The following is a 15,769-nucleotide window of genomic DNA, read 5'->3' as shown; positions in this document are numbered from 1 at the left end:
CTCTTTAAGCTAGCCCCCCAAATCGCCTAATACTTAAACACATACATGAGCTCTTCAAAGAGCTTATTTTGGGCGAAAAAGATGGTCTCTAGCAGGTTGTCTAGCTCGCTGTCAACTTTTAAGAGCCGTCCACCCTCTTTAGCTTTGAAGTAGTGGGGTTTGTTGTGAAGGTAGTTGGACATTTGGGTGTAGCGGTTTAAGAGTAGTTGGGTGTTGTTGTCGAGCAAGAGCTGCTTTTCTTCGGGCAGAGACACATTGAGGCAGTAATCGTAGAGGCGGTAGCTACAGGTGTCGAGCATGTCTATGGACTGCAAGCCCCTTAAGAGCGCGTTTAGGGTATTGGCATCTGAGGTTTCCGCCCTTGCGCTCTTTAGGCACAGCCTAAACGCGTCTAATTGCTTTAAAAAGGTGTTTTGGGTGCTTAGGGCGTGGGTTTTATGCTGACTCGCATCCTCTAGCAAACAGCGCAAGGTGGCGACCAAGTGGCGCATGTGCTGGATAAACTCATCCCGATCATATTTGGGCCACACAAACAAAAACACCACATACACGATCCCAATCCCCAACGCCAAATCCGCCACCCGAAAAGCAACCATATCCACGAAATCCTGCCTAAGCAGAGAAAAACACAGCACGAAGGCAAACATGAGCGAAGCCGCCCATATGGCGTAAGAATACACCCTAAGGTAAATGAATAAAAACACGCTCACCACCAAAAAGCCGTCAAACACTACGCTTTTAGCAAAGAGCCACACCACCGCCAGCCCCACCGCCAGCCCCACCGCCGAGCCTAGCACCAACTCCACTTGCACTTCTTTGGTGCTGCCTAAGCTAAAACGCGACACTAAAAGGGTTGCCATGGCAATCCACATGCCATGGTTAAAGCCAAAGTAGCGGGCGATGAAAACCGCAATCCCCATGGCCAAAGCGTATTTAGAGGCGTATTGGAAAATGGGGTTTTTGGTGTTTAGCGCGTCTAGGATGTGCCTTAGTGAGGGCTTATGCACGGGGTCGGTTTGCTTGGCTTGCTCCTCACCTCCCATGATAAAAACCTCCATTTTATTGTAAATAATGGCAATGGAGTGCTGCAAAACTTTGTCAAAATTCGGGTCTAGGGCATTTAAAGCCTGCTTGTCAAGCTGCAAGTCTTGCTTGGTGAAAATATTAGAGAGGGTTTGGAGGTTTTTGCGGATTTCTTGGCGCACTGCGTCTAAAGAGCCCAGCTCTCCATAAATGGAGTGGATGGAATGGTAAATCTCTTCTAAGGCATGTAGCTGGAAGAGGGCGCGTTGTAGGTTACGCACGGCTAGGGGGTCTTTAATGCGCCCCGAGCGGGAGGTTAGAATTAATTTAGTGTTGTGGATTTGGGCGAGCACTTGGGTTTTGATGTGGGTGTAGTCGGCGGGGCTGTTGATGTATTGCAGCATTAAATCCATGCTAGAGAGCAGGGTAGAAAAGCGTTTTTTGATGAAGTAGCTGTATTTAGACACCACCACAAAGGATTGCAACAAAATGCTTAGAGTGCCCAGCATTAGAATCATAAACAAGGTTTGTTGCAAGTCTAAGGAGGCGTGGGCATCAATATACAAACAGGTTACCAAGCCATTAGACAGGGCGGCGTTGCAAACCTTGTGCAAATCTAGGCTGTAAGCAGTGGACATGCCCACCAAAAAAGTCATGACAAAAATAGGCACGCACAACCACACCCCAAAATGCGCCATGGGGTAGAACAAGAGCACATTGACACAACTGATGGCAATGAACACCACGAAGTAATAGATTTCGTGCTCTTTATCGCTGATCACAAGACTTAAGGCGTAGATGAAGACGGTTTGAAAGCCCGCCCAAATCACAATCGCATGCCCAAAGAAAAACGCCCCTAGCCCGGCACAAAGGAAAGTGGTTAAAGTGGTCTTTAGGGCAAAAATGAGACTAAAGTAGCCCGGGTCGTAGAGGTGAATCGTCCGTTTGAGCTGAGCTAAGAGGGGCATTTAGTGGATAGTGGGCTGGATGCTCTTGTTATCCGCAAGGTTTTGCGCCTTCACTTGGGCTAAAAAGTCTAGTAGCTTGCTGGCGGCTTGGCTGTAAGCTTGGCTGATGACGGATTTGGGGTTAGACACGCTAATGGGCATGCCGCTATCACCCCCCTCTCTCACCTGCACCTCTAGGGGGATTTGCGCGAGCACTTGGGTTTTATACTGCTTGGCAAGTGCGTTTAAAGTGTCCTTGCCAAAAATATGGCTCTCATGCGCACATTTAGGGCAAATGAACCCGCTCATATTTTCCACAATCCCGGCAATGGGGATTTGCAGCCTTGAGAACATATCCAAACTGCGGCTGGCATCATCTAGGCTCACGGTTTGGGGTGTGGTGACGGTGATACCGGCACCGATAGGCACGGCTTGGGCGAGGGTGAGCTGGGCATCGCCTGTGCCCGGGGGCATGTCCACGACCAACACATCTAGCTCGCCCCAAATGATGTCGGTCAGCATTTGCTCAATAGCACGCATGAGCATGGGTCCGCGCCAAATGAGGCTTTGGCCCTCTTCATACAACAGCCCCATGCTCATCACCCGCACCCCAAAGGCTTCTAGGGGGATGAGCTTTTTACCGCTGGGATCAGTGGTGGGGTTGGTTTGCATGAGCCCTAGCATTCTGGGCACATTGGGGCCATAGACATCCGCATCTAAAAGCCCGACTTTTTGCTTTAAGCCCGCCAAAGCGATGGCTAAGTTCACACTCGTGGTGCTCTTGCCCACGCCTCCCTTGCCCGAGCTTATCATCACCACATGCTTGATGTTAGGGGCTAAATTTTTCGTGGCCTGCTCGGCTTGCTGCGTCCTATCCCTTTTAGCGGGGGTTTTGATATCGATGCGGCAGGTTAGCCCCAGCTCTTGCATTTTGCTTGTGATCTCTGCCCTTAGCGTGTCTGCCACCTGTGGGGAGCTTGAGGGAATGTCGAGCAAAAGGGCGAGCTTGTTTTCGTGCAAAGTGATGTTTTTCACAAAGCCAAAGCTCACAATGTCCTTTTCAAAATTGGGGTAAATGACCTTTTTTAAGACATCTAAAACGCCTTCCTGTGTAACCATTGCTATCCTTAAAACAAAATTCGTACAAACACCACTTATACCTAGTTTTTCTTAATTTTGCCACAATATGGCAACGGCTAGGGCTTGGCTAAGGCTTTGGTGGGGGTGAGGTATTGGTTTTTCACCAACATTTGCACCACCTGCTTAAAAATGGGCGCGGCGGTCTGCGCAGCGTAGTACTCGGTGCTGCCCAAAGACCCAAAGATCACCACCCCGATCACAAAGGTGTTTTCTTTGTCCTTAGCAAAGCCAAAAAACGAGCTGTTGTAGGCATCGGTGTACCTGCCCTTTTTGGCGGTGTGCGCCGTGCCCGTTTTGCCCCCAATGGTGAGTCCTGCCACCTGCGCGCTCTTGCCCGTGCCTTTGGTAACGACTTTTACTAGCAAATTTTGCATTTCTTGCGCGCTCTTGGGGGCGATGACCTGCCTTATAGGGGGGTATTTTGTGGTGTACATTTCTCCATTTGGATAGGTGATTTCTCTTTGGACTAAATGGGGTGTGGCGAGCTTGCCTCCATTGACAAAGACCCCATAAGCCCTTAAGAGCTGTAAAAAAGTGGCGCGCATGCCATAGCCATAAGACACCGTGCCCTTATAGACATCGCCATTAAGTTTTCTGACATCGGGCAACAAGCCCGTTTTTTCATAGGGCAAGTCAATGCCTGTTTCTTCAGCAAACCCAAAACTCTTAAGCCCCGTGTAGAGTTCTTGTCCGCTTAGGCGTTTGGAGAGTTTAATCATCCCTATGTTGCTTGAGCGGATCAACACATCTTCTATGGTGGTGTGCTTGGTGGGGATGAAGTCATCTCTCACAATGTATTTGCCAAGCTTATAAGAGCCATGCCCTAGGTTAATGGGTCGGCTTGGGTCAATGCGCTTTTTATCCACAAGTAGGCTATAGACAATAGGCTTAATCGTGCTGCCCGGCTCGAAAGAAAGTTCAATGGCATCCACATTGAGGGAGGGGTAGTCGCTCTTTTGGATGTTGTTGGGGTTGAAGCGGTTGGTGGTGGCAAGGCTTAGAATCTCACCATTTTGGGGGAGATAAATCCCTGCGATGATTTGGTGCGCGCCGTAGCGGGCTTTGGCAGTGTCTAGGATTTGCTCTAGCTCTCTTTGGATTTTTAAAGGGATGCTAAGAACAATGTCCGAGCCATCGATTCTGGGGACATTTTTAAAACTGCGGTTTTCAATGAGATTAAAACCCAAATCCCGCCTGCCCGTCATCCTGCCATCGTTCTTGGGGGCTAGGGTGGTGTTTTTGGAGTCTTCAATGCCCTTCACGCCCCTAATAGAGGTGATTCTGCCCGTATCCACCTTTTGGATGTAGCCCACAAGCGGCTCAAAGTTGTCCTTGTAAAGGTAGTTGCGGGCAATCCCGCTCACTTCAATGCTTAGGCCAATTTTGGGCATGACTTTTTTATTTGCGTCTTCATACTCTTTAAAGACATTGTAGGCTAAGAATTTGGCGTTTAATTGCCTTAAGCTCGCGGCGGTGTTGGCGTTGATGTTGTAAGAGAGCGTCACAAACCCGCTTTGCTTGAACTTCTCGGCGATGACGCTTTTGGGGATGTTCGTGTAAATGGAGAGCAAGTCTATGAAAAACTCTTGCTTGTGCGGGTCAATGGATAGGGTGTTGAAGCTCACTTTAAAGAGCTTTTGGCTGTTGGCAAGACTAAAGCCGTCTTGGCTGTAAATTTGCCCCCTTGTGGCGATGTCGGTCCTGGTAACGACTAGGGCGGGCATTTTGCGCGGCAACACGGCTTTAAAAAACATCACCACCAAGAACAACAAAAAACACCCCCCCACCACAATAAAAATCATCATTAGGCGCTCGGTGCGCCTAGGGTCGCTATCGGGTCTATCGGTTGGGGGACTTTTGGGGGGGGTGGCTACAGGGTGATCCACAAGCCCCCCTAAACTAAAACTTTTCTATAAGGAGACTAAGAGAGAAACCAAACACAAGCTCAAAAAACCCTAGATTTGCGTCCTTAACAATTCCTTGTAGGCACTAATCGCCTTGTTGCGCACTTCTAGCATGAGCTTCATGCTCGTCTCTGCCTTGCCGATGGCGATGGCGGCTTGGTGTAGGTCTTTGATTTGCCCGGTTGCCATGTCAGCCAAAGCCCGGTCGGACTCCATCTGGGTGTTGTTGAGTTCATCGATAGAGTGCTTGAGCATCTGAGAGAACTCCCCCTTCTCCATTAGATTCTCATGCGACTTTGAATCTAAAGGAGTGCTTGTTTTATTCAACCCTATATCAGTGTATAAAGTCTTCATGTTGACTCCTTGCATCGTGTTCACCTATATCGCCTCTTTTAGATAATCTTTTAGTCTAAAGAAACAACCCTTTCTTTTAAATCTTTTTATGCTTGTAACATGCTGATGGCATTTGCTGCCATATTTTTCGTGCTTTGAAACGCCGCCACATTGGCTTGGTACGCCCTTGTGGCTTCAATCAAATCCGCCATTTCTACAACAGGGTTGACATTGGGGTAGGACACATACCCGTTCGCATCCGCATCGGGGTGGGTGGGGTCGTATTTTAACAGCGGGGCTTTGTCATCTCTTACGATTTTATCCACATATACGCCCATAATAGGGGGATTTGGCTTTTCAATGTCATCGCTCTCGTCTAAGGGGTCTTCATAATCTAATAAATTATTGTCTTGAGCGAGTTTTTCGTTTAAAATCTTGTTGAAGTCAAAGGACTTGAACACCGCCTCTTGACGGCGGTAGGGTCCACCCTCATCGGTGCGGGTGGTGTTGGCGTTGGCAATGTTAGACGAGATTAGATTGGCGCGCACTCTTTGGGCGGACAACCCGTAACCGCTAATGTCAAAACTGGATAAAAACATGCACGCTCCTTAAATGTTTTTCGCTGCGTCTATGGCGTAATTGATGATGCCTCTATGCTTTTTTAGGGCGGTGGTGAGGGCGAGATACATTGTGGAGTTTTTCCCCATTTCAGAGGTTTCAATGTCTAAATCCACGCTGTTGCCATCGTTTTTTGCCAAATGCCCATCCCTAAAAAAGATCGTTGCCTTCTTGCTCTCATCCAAACTAGGCTCTAAATGCCTAGGGTCTGTAACCGCCAACGCCAACACCTTGTCCTCTTTGTGGTCGAAAACCTCAGCCTTCTTTTGGGCCAACACCGATTCAAAGTCCACATCTTTTGGGCGGTAAAAGGGGGTGTCCACATTCGCCACATTGCTTGCGATCAAATCCTGCCGCAAAGAGCGGTAGTCCATCGCCTTGTACACGAGCGGATACGCTTTTGACAAATCCATGTCTGCCCCTTTTCCTTGCACCTTGCAAGACTCTAAGCAATGAGTATTCCAAAACACCCAAGCCCACAAGCCCAAAATCGCAAGTGCTGCGCTTGATAAATGAGTTATAATTATAGCACATTTTTAACACACTTTGGGCGGTTTTTATGGCTTACCGGTATCTCTTCACCCTATCTAGTTTTTTAATGATTTTTAGCGTGCTTTTAAGCTACTCCCTCTCCACCTACACCACGCTCATTTACCACTACAGCGAGTTCCATTTTTTCATCCGTCAGCTAGTCGCCGCCCTTGTGGGGATTTCTCTCATGTGGGGGCTTTCATGGCTTGATCCGGACAAATGGTTTAGCAAAATCGGCTTTGCCATCTTGCTAGGCTCTGCTTTGTTAATTGTGCTCATGAACTTCTTGCCCGAGAGCATGTCTAGCAGCGCAGGGGGGGCAAAGCGCTGGATTCGCCTGCCCTTTTTCTCCCTAGCCCCCACCGAGTTTTTTAAAGTGGGCTTTGTGTTTTTTTTATCGTGGAGCTTGTCAAGGACTTTTTTTAATAAAGAAAAATCCGGCGTGCGCGAAGAGCTTGCCATCCTCATCCCCTATTTGGTCGTGTTCTTGGCGGTGGCGTTTTTAATCGGGGTCTTGCAAAACGACTTGGGGCAGGTGATTTTACTCGCCATTGTGCTAGGCTTCTTGCTCATCTTTTCAGGGGGGAGCTTTAAACTCTTTCGCATTTTCTTAGGCATTGCGATCGTCATCGGGGTCGTGGCGATCAGCACCAGTGCCCATCGCATTTTGCGCATGAAACTTTGGTGGGCAAATTTGCAAAGCTCCATCCTCTCCATCTTGCCCCAAAAGCTTGCCAGCAGTCTAAAAATCGAGCATTTGCCCGAGCCTTACCAAATCTACCATGCTGGCAATGCCATTAAACACGGCGGCATTTTCGGGCAGGGCTTGGGAGACGGCTTGGTCAAGCTCGGCTTTTTAAGCGAGGTGCATACGGACATGGTCTTGGCTGGGCTTGCTGAAGAATTGGGCTTTGTAGCGGTGGCGGTGTGCGTAGGCGTGATTTTAATCATCTTGCACGCCCTGTTTAAAATCACCAACCGCCTAGACAACCCCAAACACATGCTCTTTTGCCTAGGCGTAGCTTTACTCATCGCCTTTTCTTTCATCATCAACGCCTTTGGAGTGAGCGGGATCATCCCCATTAAAGGCATCGCTGTGCCCTTTTTAAGCTATGGGGGCAGCTCGCTTTTGGCTAACTCTGTGGCTTTAGGGCTGGTGTTAAGCCTATCTAAACAGGCACACTGAGGCTTTGTAAAAACTCCGCATACACGCTAGGCTCTTCAAATGCGCCGAGCCGACAACTGGTTTTGAGCACGCTCTCTTGCTTTTGCACCCCCTGCATGGCGACACATAAATGCTTTGCCACACAAAACACCCCCACCCCCCTAGGCTCTAAGCACTCTTGCAAACTTTTGGCGATCTGTGCGCCTAAGCGCTCTTGGATTTGCAACCGCCGAGAAAAGCACTCCACAAGACGCACAATCGCCCCCAGCCCCACGATTTTGACATTTGGCAAATACCCTACACTCACCCGCCCAAAGAAAGGCAGCAAATGGTGCTCGCACACGCTGTAAAACTCTATGTTTTGCAGCACCACCAGTCCACTTGAGGGCGCACACAAGCTAGAACTTAAAATCTCTTTGGGGTCTTGTTTGTAGCCTGCCATCAAATCCGCCCATAGGGTTTTAACCCGCTCGGGCGTGTTCTTTAGCCCTTTTCTACTTGGGTCTTCGCCCACGCTTAAGCACAGCTCTTGAAAACACGCCTCAAACATCGGAGCTAAACAACTCTTGGTGGGCGATCTCTTCTAAAAAAATCGTAGCATACGCCCCCTTGGGGAGAAAAAACTTGAGTTGCCCCTGCGCTTCTTGGGGCAGGTATAAAAAATCCACTGCACTAGGGTAGACAAGCGCAAACCGCCGATCCCCGCAAGAATTGATAGATTTTTTAAAAGGCTCTTCAAACGCCCCGGCTAAATCCCTCGCTTCCAAGACTTTAAAGCCGGGCAGTAACCCTGTTACCACAAGGCTTTTAGCCTGCCACCTTTCTAAATTCGTGTCTAAATCCTTAGCAGTGTGGAAAAAATACTTGCCAAAGGGGTAGTGGCAGAGCACATCGCCCTCTAAGAGTTTGAAGTCTTGGGGCTGGGCTTTGAGGGCTTTAGCTTGCTCTAGGGGGATTTTAGGATACTCTTTAGCGATCTCAAGAGGGCTAAAGTTATTGATAAAGGCGTTTAAGCGCGCCCTTGCGCTTAGCCACTGATTGAAATAATAACTTTGCTGGCTGGAGAGTAAAAATTTATCAAGCTTTTTCTTGCCCGTGGTGGCGTGCTTGAAATTATCCCCCCTTTTGCCAAAGCGTTGTGCCCCAAAGTAGTTTAAAAACCCCTTTTCTTGCAAAATCTCCAACACTTCGGCGATTTTCTGGGCGCTTAGGGGGGTGAGCTTTTTAAGGCGTAAACTAAAATGATTGCCCTTTAAATGCCCTAGGCGGATTTTATGTGTGTGGGCGGTGGTGTCTAGAATTTTTATGCCCTGCGCATAGAGGGTTTGGGCGTGCTGCGATAGGGCTTTTTCATAGGTCTTTGGCATGGAGATATATTGGAAAGTGAGGGCGTTTTTATCTTTAAGCCCCGCGTAGCCAAAAACCGACATCTTGCAGCCCAGCACTTGCGAGAGCAGGCCTAACATTTCCCAAGTGCTCTTGTCTTTCTTACGGACATGGACGATTAAATGCTCCCCGCTTTGGCTAAAGGCATACAAGGGTTCTTCTTGCACTACGAAATCGCGGGCGCACTTCTTAAAGTAAAAGTCAATGGGCGCATGGTTTGCGCTGAAAAAGCGGGGGAGTTGGTTTTCATTTTGCATGCGGGCATTATACACCATAATTTGGAGCATTTTTTGCTTGTAGGGTTGAAATTGATTGAAAGGGTCTTGTCATGGAAGTTAAAGACATCAAAAACAATCCGTCCTTATATGCGTTGTTAGGCTCTGCAAGTCTAGGGCAAGCACAAGCCCCCCAAGCCCCCCAAGCCCCCGCTGAGAGCAAGCCTGAAGCGGTGGTGGAAATCTCTAAAAGTGAAACCGAGCCTAACGGACTTAGAAGAGAAACCTATGGCTTTCTGGTGCTAGAGCTGATGAGCGATAATGAATACGATGCCTTCTTGCGTGCCACAGCAGGCATGAACGAAAATGAAAAACGCCTCGCCGCCCAATCGCTCTACAGCCTCACAAGCTTTTATGGTGGGCAAATCCAAAAGGATAAACAGGCGCAAGAAAAAATAGATGGCCTTAAAGCCCTGCAAGAAATGCAAGCCAAACGCGCCTTTGGCATCAACAATGACTTCGTGCAACGCTACAAAAACGCCTATAACCAAGTCTACCAAACCATGGACTTGCACCTTTAAAACAAAATTTAAGTAAAAGTTTTATAGAATGGGCGTTTTTCGTGTCAAGGTAGCTCAGCCGGTTAGAGCGCTGGTCTCATAAGCCGGAGGTCGGGGGTTCAAGTCCCCCCTTTGACACCAATTCCCTTTCACTTTCTTTATACATTAAAATGAATCTAGAGGTTTTTATGGCACAACTTTTACTACTCAACGGGGCTAAAGCATTCGGGCACTCCAACGGGCGTTTAAACACCACTTTGCACGACCACGCCGTGCAGGTGTTAAAAGATTTGGGGCACAACATAGAGCAAACCCAAATCGATCGAGGCTACAACCTTGATGAGGAAGTGGCTAAGATTTTAAACGCCGATGTCTTGATTTGGCAAATGGCGGGGTGGTGGATGGGTGAGCCATGGATTGTGAAAAAATACATCGATGAGGTCTTCACCACCGGGCATGGCAAGCTCTATAAAAACGATGGTCGCAGCCACAAAGCCCCCACAAAGAACTACGGCAAGGGTGGGCTCATCCATGGCAAAAAATATATGTTCTCGCTCACTTGGAACGCCCCACTTGAGGCTTTTACTGAGAAAGAGGAATTTTTTGAGGGCGTGGGCGTGGATGGGGTGTATTTGCACCTACACAAAGCCCATCAATTTTTAGGCATGCAAGCCTTGCCCACCTTCATCTGCCACGATGTCATCAAAAACCCCCAAATCCCCCAATACCTACAAGACTACACTGCCCACTTACAAAAAGTTTTTGAGGCGTTTTGAGTTTGACTTTAGCGCCCTTACACTTGCCCTTGTTTTTATTAGCTTGAAAATACTGGGGGTGTGTCATTGAATACTAAGAACCCGTCATTTTACTTTCAGTACTTGTTGAAACAGCCAGCAAACAACTTCGTTGTATTGTTTGTCTAAATCATAGGCAATGGCGTTAAGCCCCAAAGTCTTAGCCACTTGGGCGGTGTAGTGTTCGCAATAGCTCTCTGTGCCATTTGCCCCTTAATGGGTGTGATTTCTCCCGTTGCGTCTCTTTGCCAACATTTTTTAAGCATGCCATTTGTGGTAAGTTCAGGAGAAAGCCGTAACCCGCTTGTTGGCAACTTAGTTTTTACGCTTTGCCCCGTGAGTGTGGTCAAACTTACAGCTGTGTTAAGGGGGTTGTCGTAGAGATTGAAGTCTTGCCATAGGTAGTTGCTCCCACTTGGCACAATCCAAAAGCTGTCGTTAAGCGATAAATCTAGCCCCACTTTGGCGTAAGATAGAGTGTTGGGCTAGCACTTCAAGCGTGGCGATGTTTAGACTTTTCTGTGTCTTATCCGCTCCAAAGACCAACACACTTTTATCTTTGAGTTTTTAAGATGTATTTTTGCACAAAAACCCTTTTACATTAATTGCACTTTAAAACTCTTTGGCAGAAATCCCACTTGTCTTTAGCGGGTGGGATGAATGCCACTAATTCGTGGTATAATGTTCATTGTACATTCGTACCTACGGCAGGGAGTGCCGAAAGTTACGCCTTTGGAGATATGATGTGTGAGACCTGTAGGGAATGCGTTGGAGCTCAAACTCTGTAAAATCCCTACTATAGGGACATAGAGTGAGAACCAAACTCTCCCTACGGGCAACATCAGCCTAGGAAGCCCAAATGTCTTTAGCATTTGGGTACTTCACTATAACTCTAAGATATTATCGTAAGAGTGTTTTAGCGGCGGAATATGTCTGTGTGGCGATGCTGTTTTGTTCGATTCTGCTAGGGTTCTCATAGCCAAGCTGGAAAGTTTTGTGGCTTACAAGTTTTTATTGAGCTTTCATCTAGGGGTCGAAGAATTAGTGGTGTTACAATATAGGATAGGGAGATTTTTGAGATTTAAATTACTTTTGGGGCGTTTAATGCTTTTGGGTTTTCGGGCAATGTTGCGTCTTTTCCCCAACATATGTAGGGCTAGTTTTTTAAGGACCATGCGGGCTCTATGGTGGTTTGCTCGGCGCGATCATGATTTAAATGCCAAAATTTTGCAACAGATGGTGGATGATCGTGATTTGAATTTTAAAATTTGGCTGAAAATGGGAGAGCGTGTGGTGGTTTGGCTACAAAAACACGAAATTTCTAGGGAAACATTTTTGGCTCTCGTTCCTCTCCCTCTTGCCCATGCTCCTCAAAACCCCGTGATAGAAATGGAGAACACCTCTCAGTGGTTTGCAGATTCCCGACTCACCCATGCAGAGCGTATGGAATGGATCGTGTTTAACTTAAAATTCCTACAAAATTTACAGATACGGATATGTGATAGGTTTGTAGATTTTTTAGCCTTACAGAGTGTGGAGTTTTACACTTTAAAAGATGCGGGGGGGAATATTCTTTTTGTTTTAAAACCCAGCGAAAACGCCTTTTTTACACAGAGGGCTTTCTAGCACTAGAAATTTCTTACACAAAAGACAATGTTTCCACATATGTATATGTTTCTTCGTTGTGCATCACCCCCAATCACACTTGCTTATTGGTGGTGTGCAGGGAAAACTAGGGTTGGAACAAGAACACATTAGATTTTTGGACAAGTATTGTTGTTGCCAGCCGGGTCTTTTTCTTATAGAATTGCAAATAGTCCTCACTAGAGTCTTAGGGCTAGATAAAACTCTTGGAATCCCCAATGCAGGACAAATTGCCTATGCGAAATATGGGGAGCTCGCACGCAATTATGACGATCTCTTTATGAAGCGCGGAGCGGATTTATTGGAGATTGAGGGGCGCACATATTACAATCTACCCCACACCCAAAAAGACATCTCACATTATCCACAAAAAAGACGCGCTATCCACAGAAAACGCTTGAAACTTTTAAGTGAAATGGAAGACAATCTTAAAAAATTGATAAGGCATGGCTAAAAAAGCAAAGTGTGGAGCATTCAACCACAGAGGTAGTTAGGCTTTCTTCATCCGTGATCATCCTTAAGAAAAGTTCTATGGGTATGGCGATCAACATTTTTGCGTTTATCGCCCTAAAATTCTTATAGATGCATTGGCATGCAAAGACAAAAAGTTCAGCCCTAGTTCCAAAGCAATAAAGGCTTTTATAACATTAAGAGAGAGCATGTAAACCATACAAAGACCGCGGAAGAATTTTTGGTACAATGAATGTCAAATTTTGTATCCGGTTTTGGAGGTTTTTGAAAGAGATTGTTTTTAATGCATCGGTTATCAAGGGGGATTTAACAGGCTTAGGTGTGTATGCTCTAACCTTTATTGAAACTTTGGAAAAGCATTTCGAGGGCAAAAAAGATATCAACATCACGATTTATGGTGATGGCAAATTTTATCCAAACCTACGAGCATGGTTAAGCGAACGAGACTCTTCTAACACACGACTAAAAAAGAAGTTTATTCATTTAATTAAACTATCTTTAATCAAACCATCTAAAGTTATTTTAGGTCAAAGGCTCTATTTATCTTTAAAGCATTGTTTTTTGAACTTTTAAAAAAACAAAGAGCTAAACGCAATAGAAAGAGGTTTTTTGATCTCTACATAGAACCCTCGTATGAAGGGGTTTCTTTCAATGCCAAAAAAACTTTGGGCTGTATCCATGATTTGCCTTTATGCGACGAAAAAGCATGGCTCATTAGCCAAGAGATGAAAATATTTTGGAGGGAAGCTGTCCTCCCCATCATGCGCACCTACACAGAGGCGATTTGTTTTAGCGAGTGTGTGAGAGCAGATATTTTAAAAACATTTGGCTTTCCTAAAGAAAAGGTGCATGTGATCTACCATGGCTTAAGAGAATATAGAGAACAGCATTTAGAACCACTGCCACCGCATTTAGGAGAATTTATCTTGGTGGTGGGAGCCAAAGCCAAACGGCGTAATGTACGTGGTCTCATCGATGCCTTTAGACTCTTGTCGCAGGAATTGCAAAGTCGTTTTAAAATTGTCCTCACAGGCGCACCCAACGACATAGATGGATATGATAAGCAATATTTTAGTCAAGACTTCATCATCAACTTAAACTATGTTTCTGATGGTTTATTGCAAACCCTATACGCCAATGCCCGCTTGCTGTGGTGGGGAAGTTTTGCTGAAGGTTTTGGTTTGCCCATGCTAGAAGCGATGCATGTGGGTTGTGTGGTCTTAGCTAGCAATGTTTCTTGCATGCCCGAAATCCTAGGCGATGCCGGAGTTTATTGCAATCCATATAATATCGCAGACATCGCTAGACAATTAGAGATTGCCCTAACAGATGAATTTCTACGCCAAGAATGCATTAAAAAAGGTCTAGAGAGGGCTAAACTCTTTGACTTTAAAGAGAGCATGCAAAAGCATATACAGATCGTGGAGAGGATGTTAGGGGATTAGTTACAATCAAGATCCTTTGCATCGCACCGTGAACGGAAAAAGGTGCAGTTTGGTAGGGAATTGCACCATTACACGATCGTGGATGCCATCCATAATAAAAATCTATTGCGCTTCTTAACTACCATGATATAAATACAGACATAGAGCTAAAAAGCGAAGCAGATGTTTATCACCCTAAGCGCATCGCCCAAGTGGTGGAACATATTCTCAAAAATTTTAAAAAAGTGACCAAGGGGAGTTTTAACTCTATTCTAGCCTGTGCGAGTATTGAGGCAGCTAAGGGTAAATGTGTGCAAGCTGATGCTTAGAACAAAATTCAAGAATGGTAGAAGAGCATCGAATAATGTGCAACAACGCTTAGAGGAAATCCAAAGCGCCTTTTCTTCTATGAATGGGGCGGTGAAAAACATCGAGGGGGCGTCTAAGGCTGTGTTAGACTCCTTAAATGAAAACAACGCTAGCTTGGGTGAGCTGAGTAAGGTTATGGCGACTCTAGGCACGCAGTCGCAACAAATGAAGAACATCGCCTAGCAGAGTTTGCAGGATTTACAGACCATCCAACAGTAGATCGACAAGGTCAAAGCCCACATCAACGAGAACAAGGAGCTCATCCGCCACTTGCACTTCAAGTAGACTAAGACGCATTAAAGATTTTTTAGGTTATAATAACCCTTTTATCATGCAAAAATTACGATAAAGGACAAGAGTGCCAACCATAAACCAGCTCATCAGGAAGGAAAGGAAAAAAATCCTTAAAAAAACCAAGTCCCCCGCCTTGGTTGAGTGCCCCCAAAGAAGGGGGGTTTGCACACGGGTTTACACCACCACCCCTAAAAAACCTAACTCCGCTTTGAGGAAAGTTGCCAAAGTGCGCCTCACAAGCAAATTTGAAGTGATCAGCTACATCCCCGGGGAGGGGCATAACTTGCAAGAACACTCCATCGTGTTAGTGAGGGGCGGTAGGGTGAAAGACTTGCCCGGGGTGAAATACCACATCGTACGCGGGGCACTAGACACAGCTGGCGTGAATAAACGCACGGTTTCACGCAGTAAATACGGGGCGAAAAAAGCCAAAGCCGGGGCCGCAGCCGGGACTGACAAGAAGAAAAAGTAAAGGGAAGAGATGAGAAGAAAAAGAGCACCCATTAGGGAAGTGTTGGGCGATCCCGTCTACAACAGCAAGGTTGTGACGAAATTCATCAACAAAATGATGTATGACGGCAAACGCAGCGTGGCAGAAAAAATCATTTACGCCGCCTTGAATAAAATCGAGGAAAAGAGCGGAGAAAAGGGCATTGAGGTTTTTGAAAAGGCGTTAGAAAATGTCAAACCTTTAGTAGAGGTGCGCTCCCGCCGTGTGGGGGGGGCGACTTACCAAGTCCCTGTAGAAGTGCGCCCAGCCCGCCAGCAATCCCTATCCATCCGCTGGATTTTAGAGGCGACTAGAAAACGCAACGAGCGCATGATGGTGGATAAACTCGCTAATGAGCTGATGGACGCGTCCAGCGACAAAGGGGCGGCATTTAAGAAAAAAGAGGACATCCACAAAATGGCAGAGGCGAACAAAGCCTTCGCCCATTACCGCTGGTAAGG

At 46.5% G+C, this 15,769-nt stretch carries 19 protein-coding genes and 1 tRNA gene; 11 read left to right on the top strand and 9 right to left on the bottom strand.

The features are described 5' to 3' along the window. Nucleotides 1-26 precede the first annotated feature (26 nt). From K6J74_RS02120 to flgB, 6 genes are all read right to left on the bottom strand, one after another. Nucleotides 27-1,991 carry an FUSC family protein gene (locus tag K6J74_RS02120; protein WP_260321651.1) on the bottom strand — a complete coding sequence of 655 codons (1,965 nt, stop codon included), beginning with the start codon at nucleotides 1,989-1,991 and terminating at the stop codon, nucleotides 27-29. Then, the gene (locus tag K6J74_RS02115; protein WP_221272257.1) at nucleotides 1,992-3,089 is read right to left on the bottom strand and encodes an Mrp/NBP35 family ATP-binding protein; all 1,098 of its coding nucleotides are present in this window, start codon (nucleotides 3,087-3,089) and stop codon (nucleotides 1,992-1,994) included. Nucleotides 3,090-3,166: 77 nt separating this feature from the next. Then, nucleotides 3,167-4,915: a peptidoglycan D,D-transpeptidase FtsI family protein gene (locus K6J74_RS02110; protein ID WP_260321705.1), complete on the bottom strand. Its 1,749-nt coding sequence runs from the start codon at nucleotides 4,913-4,915 to the stop codon at nucleotides 3,167-3,169. A 150-nt stretch (nucleotides 4,916-5,065) separates the two neighbouring features. After that, nucleotides 5,066-5,368, bottom strand: coding sequence for a flagellar hook-basal body complex protein FliE (gene fliE, locus K6J74_RS02105; RefSeq protein WP_015107557.1), 303 nt, complete (start codon nucleotides 5,366-5,368; stop codon nucleotides 5,066-5,068). Nucleotides 5,369-5,454: 86 nt separating this feature from the next. After that, a complete protein-coding gene (gene flgC, locus K6J74_RS02100) occupies nucleotides 5,455-5,946 on the bottom strand; it encodes a flagellar basal body rod protein FlgC (protein ID WP_053827290.1) in 492 nt (163 codons plus the stop codon). A 9-nt stretch (nucleotides 5,947-5,955) separates the two neighbouring features. Further along, nucleotides 5,956-6,378 carry a flagellar basal body rod protein FlgB gene (flgB, locus tag K6J74_RS02095; protein ID WP_221272255.1) on the bottom strand — a complete coding sequence of 141 codons (423 nt, stop codon included), beginning with the start codon at nucleotides 6,376-6,378 and terminating at the stop codon, nucleotides 5,956-5,958. 146 nt (nucleotides 6,379-6,524) lie between these two features. On the opposite strand from flgB, the gene K6J74_RS02090 reads away from it, so the two are divergent. Next, nucleotides 6,525-7,682 carry an FtsW/RodA/SpoVE family cell cycle protein gene (locus tag K6J74_RS02090; protein ID WP_221272254.1) on the top strand — a complete coding sequence of 386 codons (1,158 nt, stop codon included), beginning with the start codon at nucleotides 6,525-6,527 and terminating at the stop codon, nucleotides 7,680-7,682. Here K6J74_RS02090 and folE read toward each other — a convergent pair. Together folE and K6J74_RS02080 are read right to left on the bottom strand one after the other, a co-directional pair. Next, nucleotides 7,666-8,211, bottom strand: coding sequence for a GTP cyclohydrolase I FolE (gene folE / locus K6J74_RS02085; RefSeq protein WP_221272253.1), 546 nt, complete (start codon nucleotides 8,209-8,211; stop codon nucleotides 7,666-7,668). The genes K6J74_RS02090 and folE overlap by 17 nt on opposite strands. Continuing rightward, complete coding sequence (locus K6J74_RS02080; protein WP_221272252.1) at nucleotides 8,204-9,334, bottom strand: tRNA pseudouridine(13) synthase TruD; 1,131 nt, start codon at nucleotides 9,332-9,334, stop codon at nucleotides 8,204-8,206. The genes folE and K6J74_RS02080 overlap by 8 nt, the downstream gene beginning before the upstream one ends. A gap of 41 nt (nucleotides 9,335-9,375) precedes the next feature. Between K6J74_RS02080 and K6J74_RS02075 the strand changes: the two genes are divergently transcribed. The 3 genes from K6J74_RS02075 (at nucleotide 9,376) to K6J74_RS02065 (ending at nucleotide 10,598) form a co-directional block, all read left to right on the top strand. Continuing rightward, nucleotides 9,376-9,843, top strand: a complete 468-nt coding sequence (locus K6J74_RS02075) for an HP1233 family protein (RefSeq protein WP_221272251.1) — start codon at nucleotides 9,376-9,378, stop codon at nucleotides 9,841-9,843. A 43-nt stretch (nucleotides 9,844-9,886) separates the two neighbouring features. Then, nucleotides 9,887-9,963 (top strand) — tRNA-Met (locus tag K6J74_RS02070). Between the two features lie 47 nt (nucleotides 9,964-10,010). Beyond that, nucleotides 10,011-10,598, top strand: a complete 588-nt coding sequence (locus tag K6J74_RS02065; protein ID WP_221272250.1) for an NAD(P)H-dependent oxidoreductase — start codon at nucleotides 10,011-10,013, stop codon at nucleotides 10,596-10,598. Between the two features lie 143 nt (nucleotides 10,599-10,741). Here the strand turns inward: K6J74_RS02065 and K6J74_RS02060 are convergent, their stop codons facing one another. Then, on the bottom strand, nucleotides 10,742-11,077 hold the full coding sequence (locus K6J74_RS02060; RefSeq protein WP_221272249.1) for a hypothetical protein: 336 nt from the start codon (nucleotides 11,075-11,077) through the stop codon (nucleotides 10,742-10,744). Between the two features lie 613 nt (nucleotides 11,078-11,690). Between K6J74_RS02060 and K6J74_RS02055 the strand changes: the two genes are divergently transcribed. The 7 genes from K6J74_RS02055 (at nucleotide 11,691) to rpsG (ending at nucleotide 15,767) form a co-directional block, all read left to right on the top strand. Beyond that, the gene (locus tag K6J74_RS02055) at nucleotides 11,691-12,242 is read left to right on the top strand and encodes a hypothetical protein (protein ID WP_221272248.1); all 552 of its coding nucleotides are present in this window, start codon (nucleotides 11,691-11,693) and stop codon (nucleotides 12,240-12,242) included. 58 nt (nucleotides 12,243-12,300) lie between these two features. Then, nucleotides 12,301-12,714, top strand: coding sequence for a DUF535 family protein (locus tag K6J74_RS02050; RefSeq protein ID WP_260321650.1), 414 nt, complete (start codon nucleotides 12,301-12,303; stop codon nucleotides 12,712-12,714). 281 nt (nucleotides 12,715-12,995) lie between these two features. After that, on the top strand, nucleotides 12,996-13,304 hold the full coding sequence (locus K6J74_RS08390; protein WP_260321649.1) for a hypothetical protein: 309 nt from the start codon (nucleotides 12,996-12,998) through the stop codon (nucleotides 13,302-13,304). 188 nt (nucleotides 13,305-13,492) lie between these two features. Further along, the gene (locus K6J74_RS08385) at nucleotides 13,493-14,176 is read left to right on the top strand and encodes a glycosyltransferase family 4 protein (RefSeq protein ID WP_260321648.1); all 684 of its coding nucleotides are present in this window, start codon (nucleotides 13,493-13,495) and stop codon (nucleotides 14,174-14,176) included. A gap of 345 nt (nucleotides 14,177-14,521) precedes the next feature. Beyond that, nucleotides 14,522-14,707: a hypothetical protein gene (locus tag K6J74_RS02040; protein ID WP_221272247.1), complete on the top strand. Its 186-nt coding sequence runs from the start codon at nucleotides 14,522-14,524 to the stop codon at nucleotides 14,705-14,707. 175 nt (nucleotides 14,708-14,882) lie between these two features. Further along, complete coding sequence (gene rpsL / locus K6J74_RS02035) at nucleotides 14,883-15,290, top strand: 30S ribosomal protein S12 (protein ID WP_015106395.1); 408 nt, start codon at nucleotides 14,883-14,885, stop codon at nucleotides 15,288-15,290. A 9-nt stretch (nucleotides 15,291-15,299) separates the two neighbouring features. Further along, nucleotides 15,300-15,767, top strand: a complete 468-nt coding sequence (gene rpsG / locus K6J74_RS02030) for a 30S ribosomal protein S7 (protein WP_221272246.1) — start codon at nucleotides 15,300-15,302, stop codon at nucleotides 15,765-15,767. Nucleotides 15,768-15,769: the final 2 nt, after the last annotated feature.

The sequence above is a fragment of the Helicobacter sp. NHP19-012 genome, from assembly GCF_019703325.1.
GTDB lineage: Bacteria > Campylobacterota > Campylobacteria > Campylobacterales > Helicobacteraceae > Helicobacter > Helicobacter gastrofelis.
This window is presented reverse-complemented; position numbering and strand designations above follow the sequence as displayed.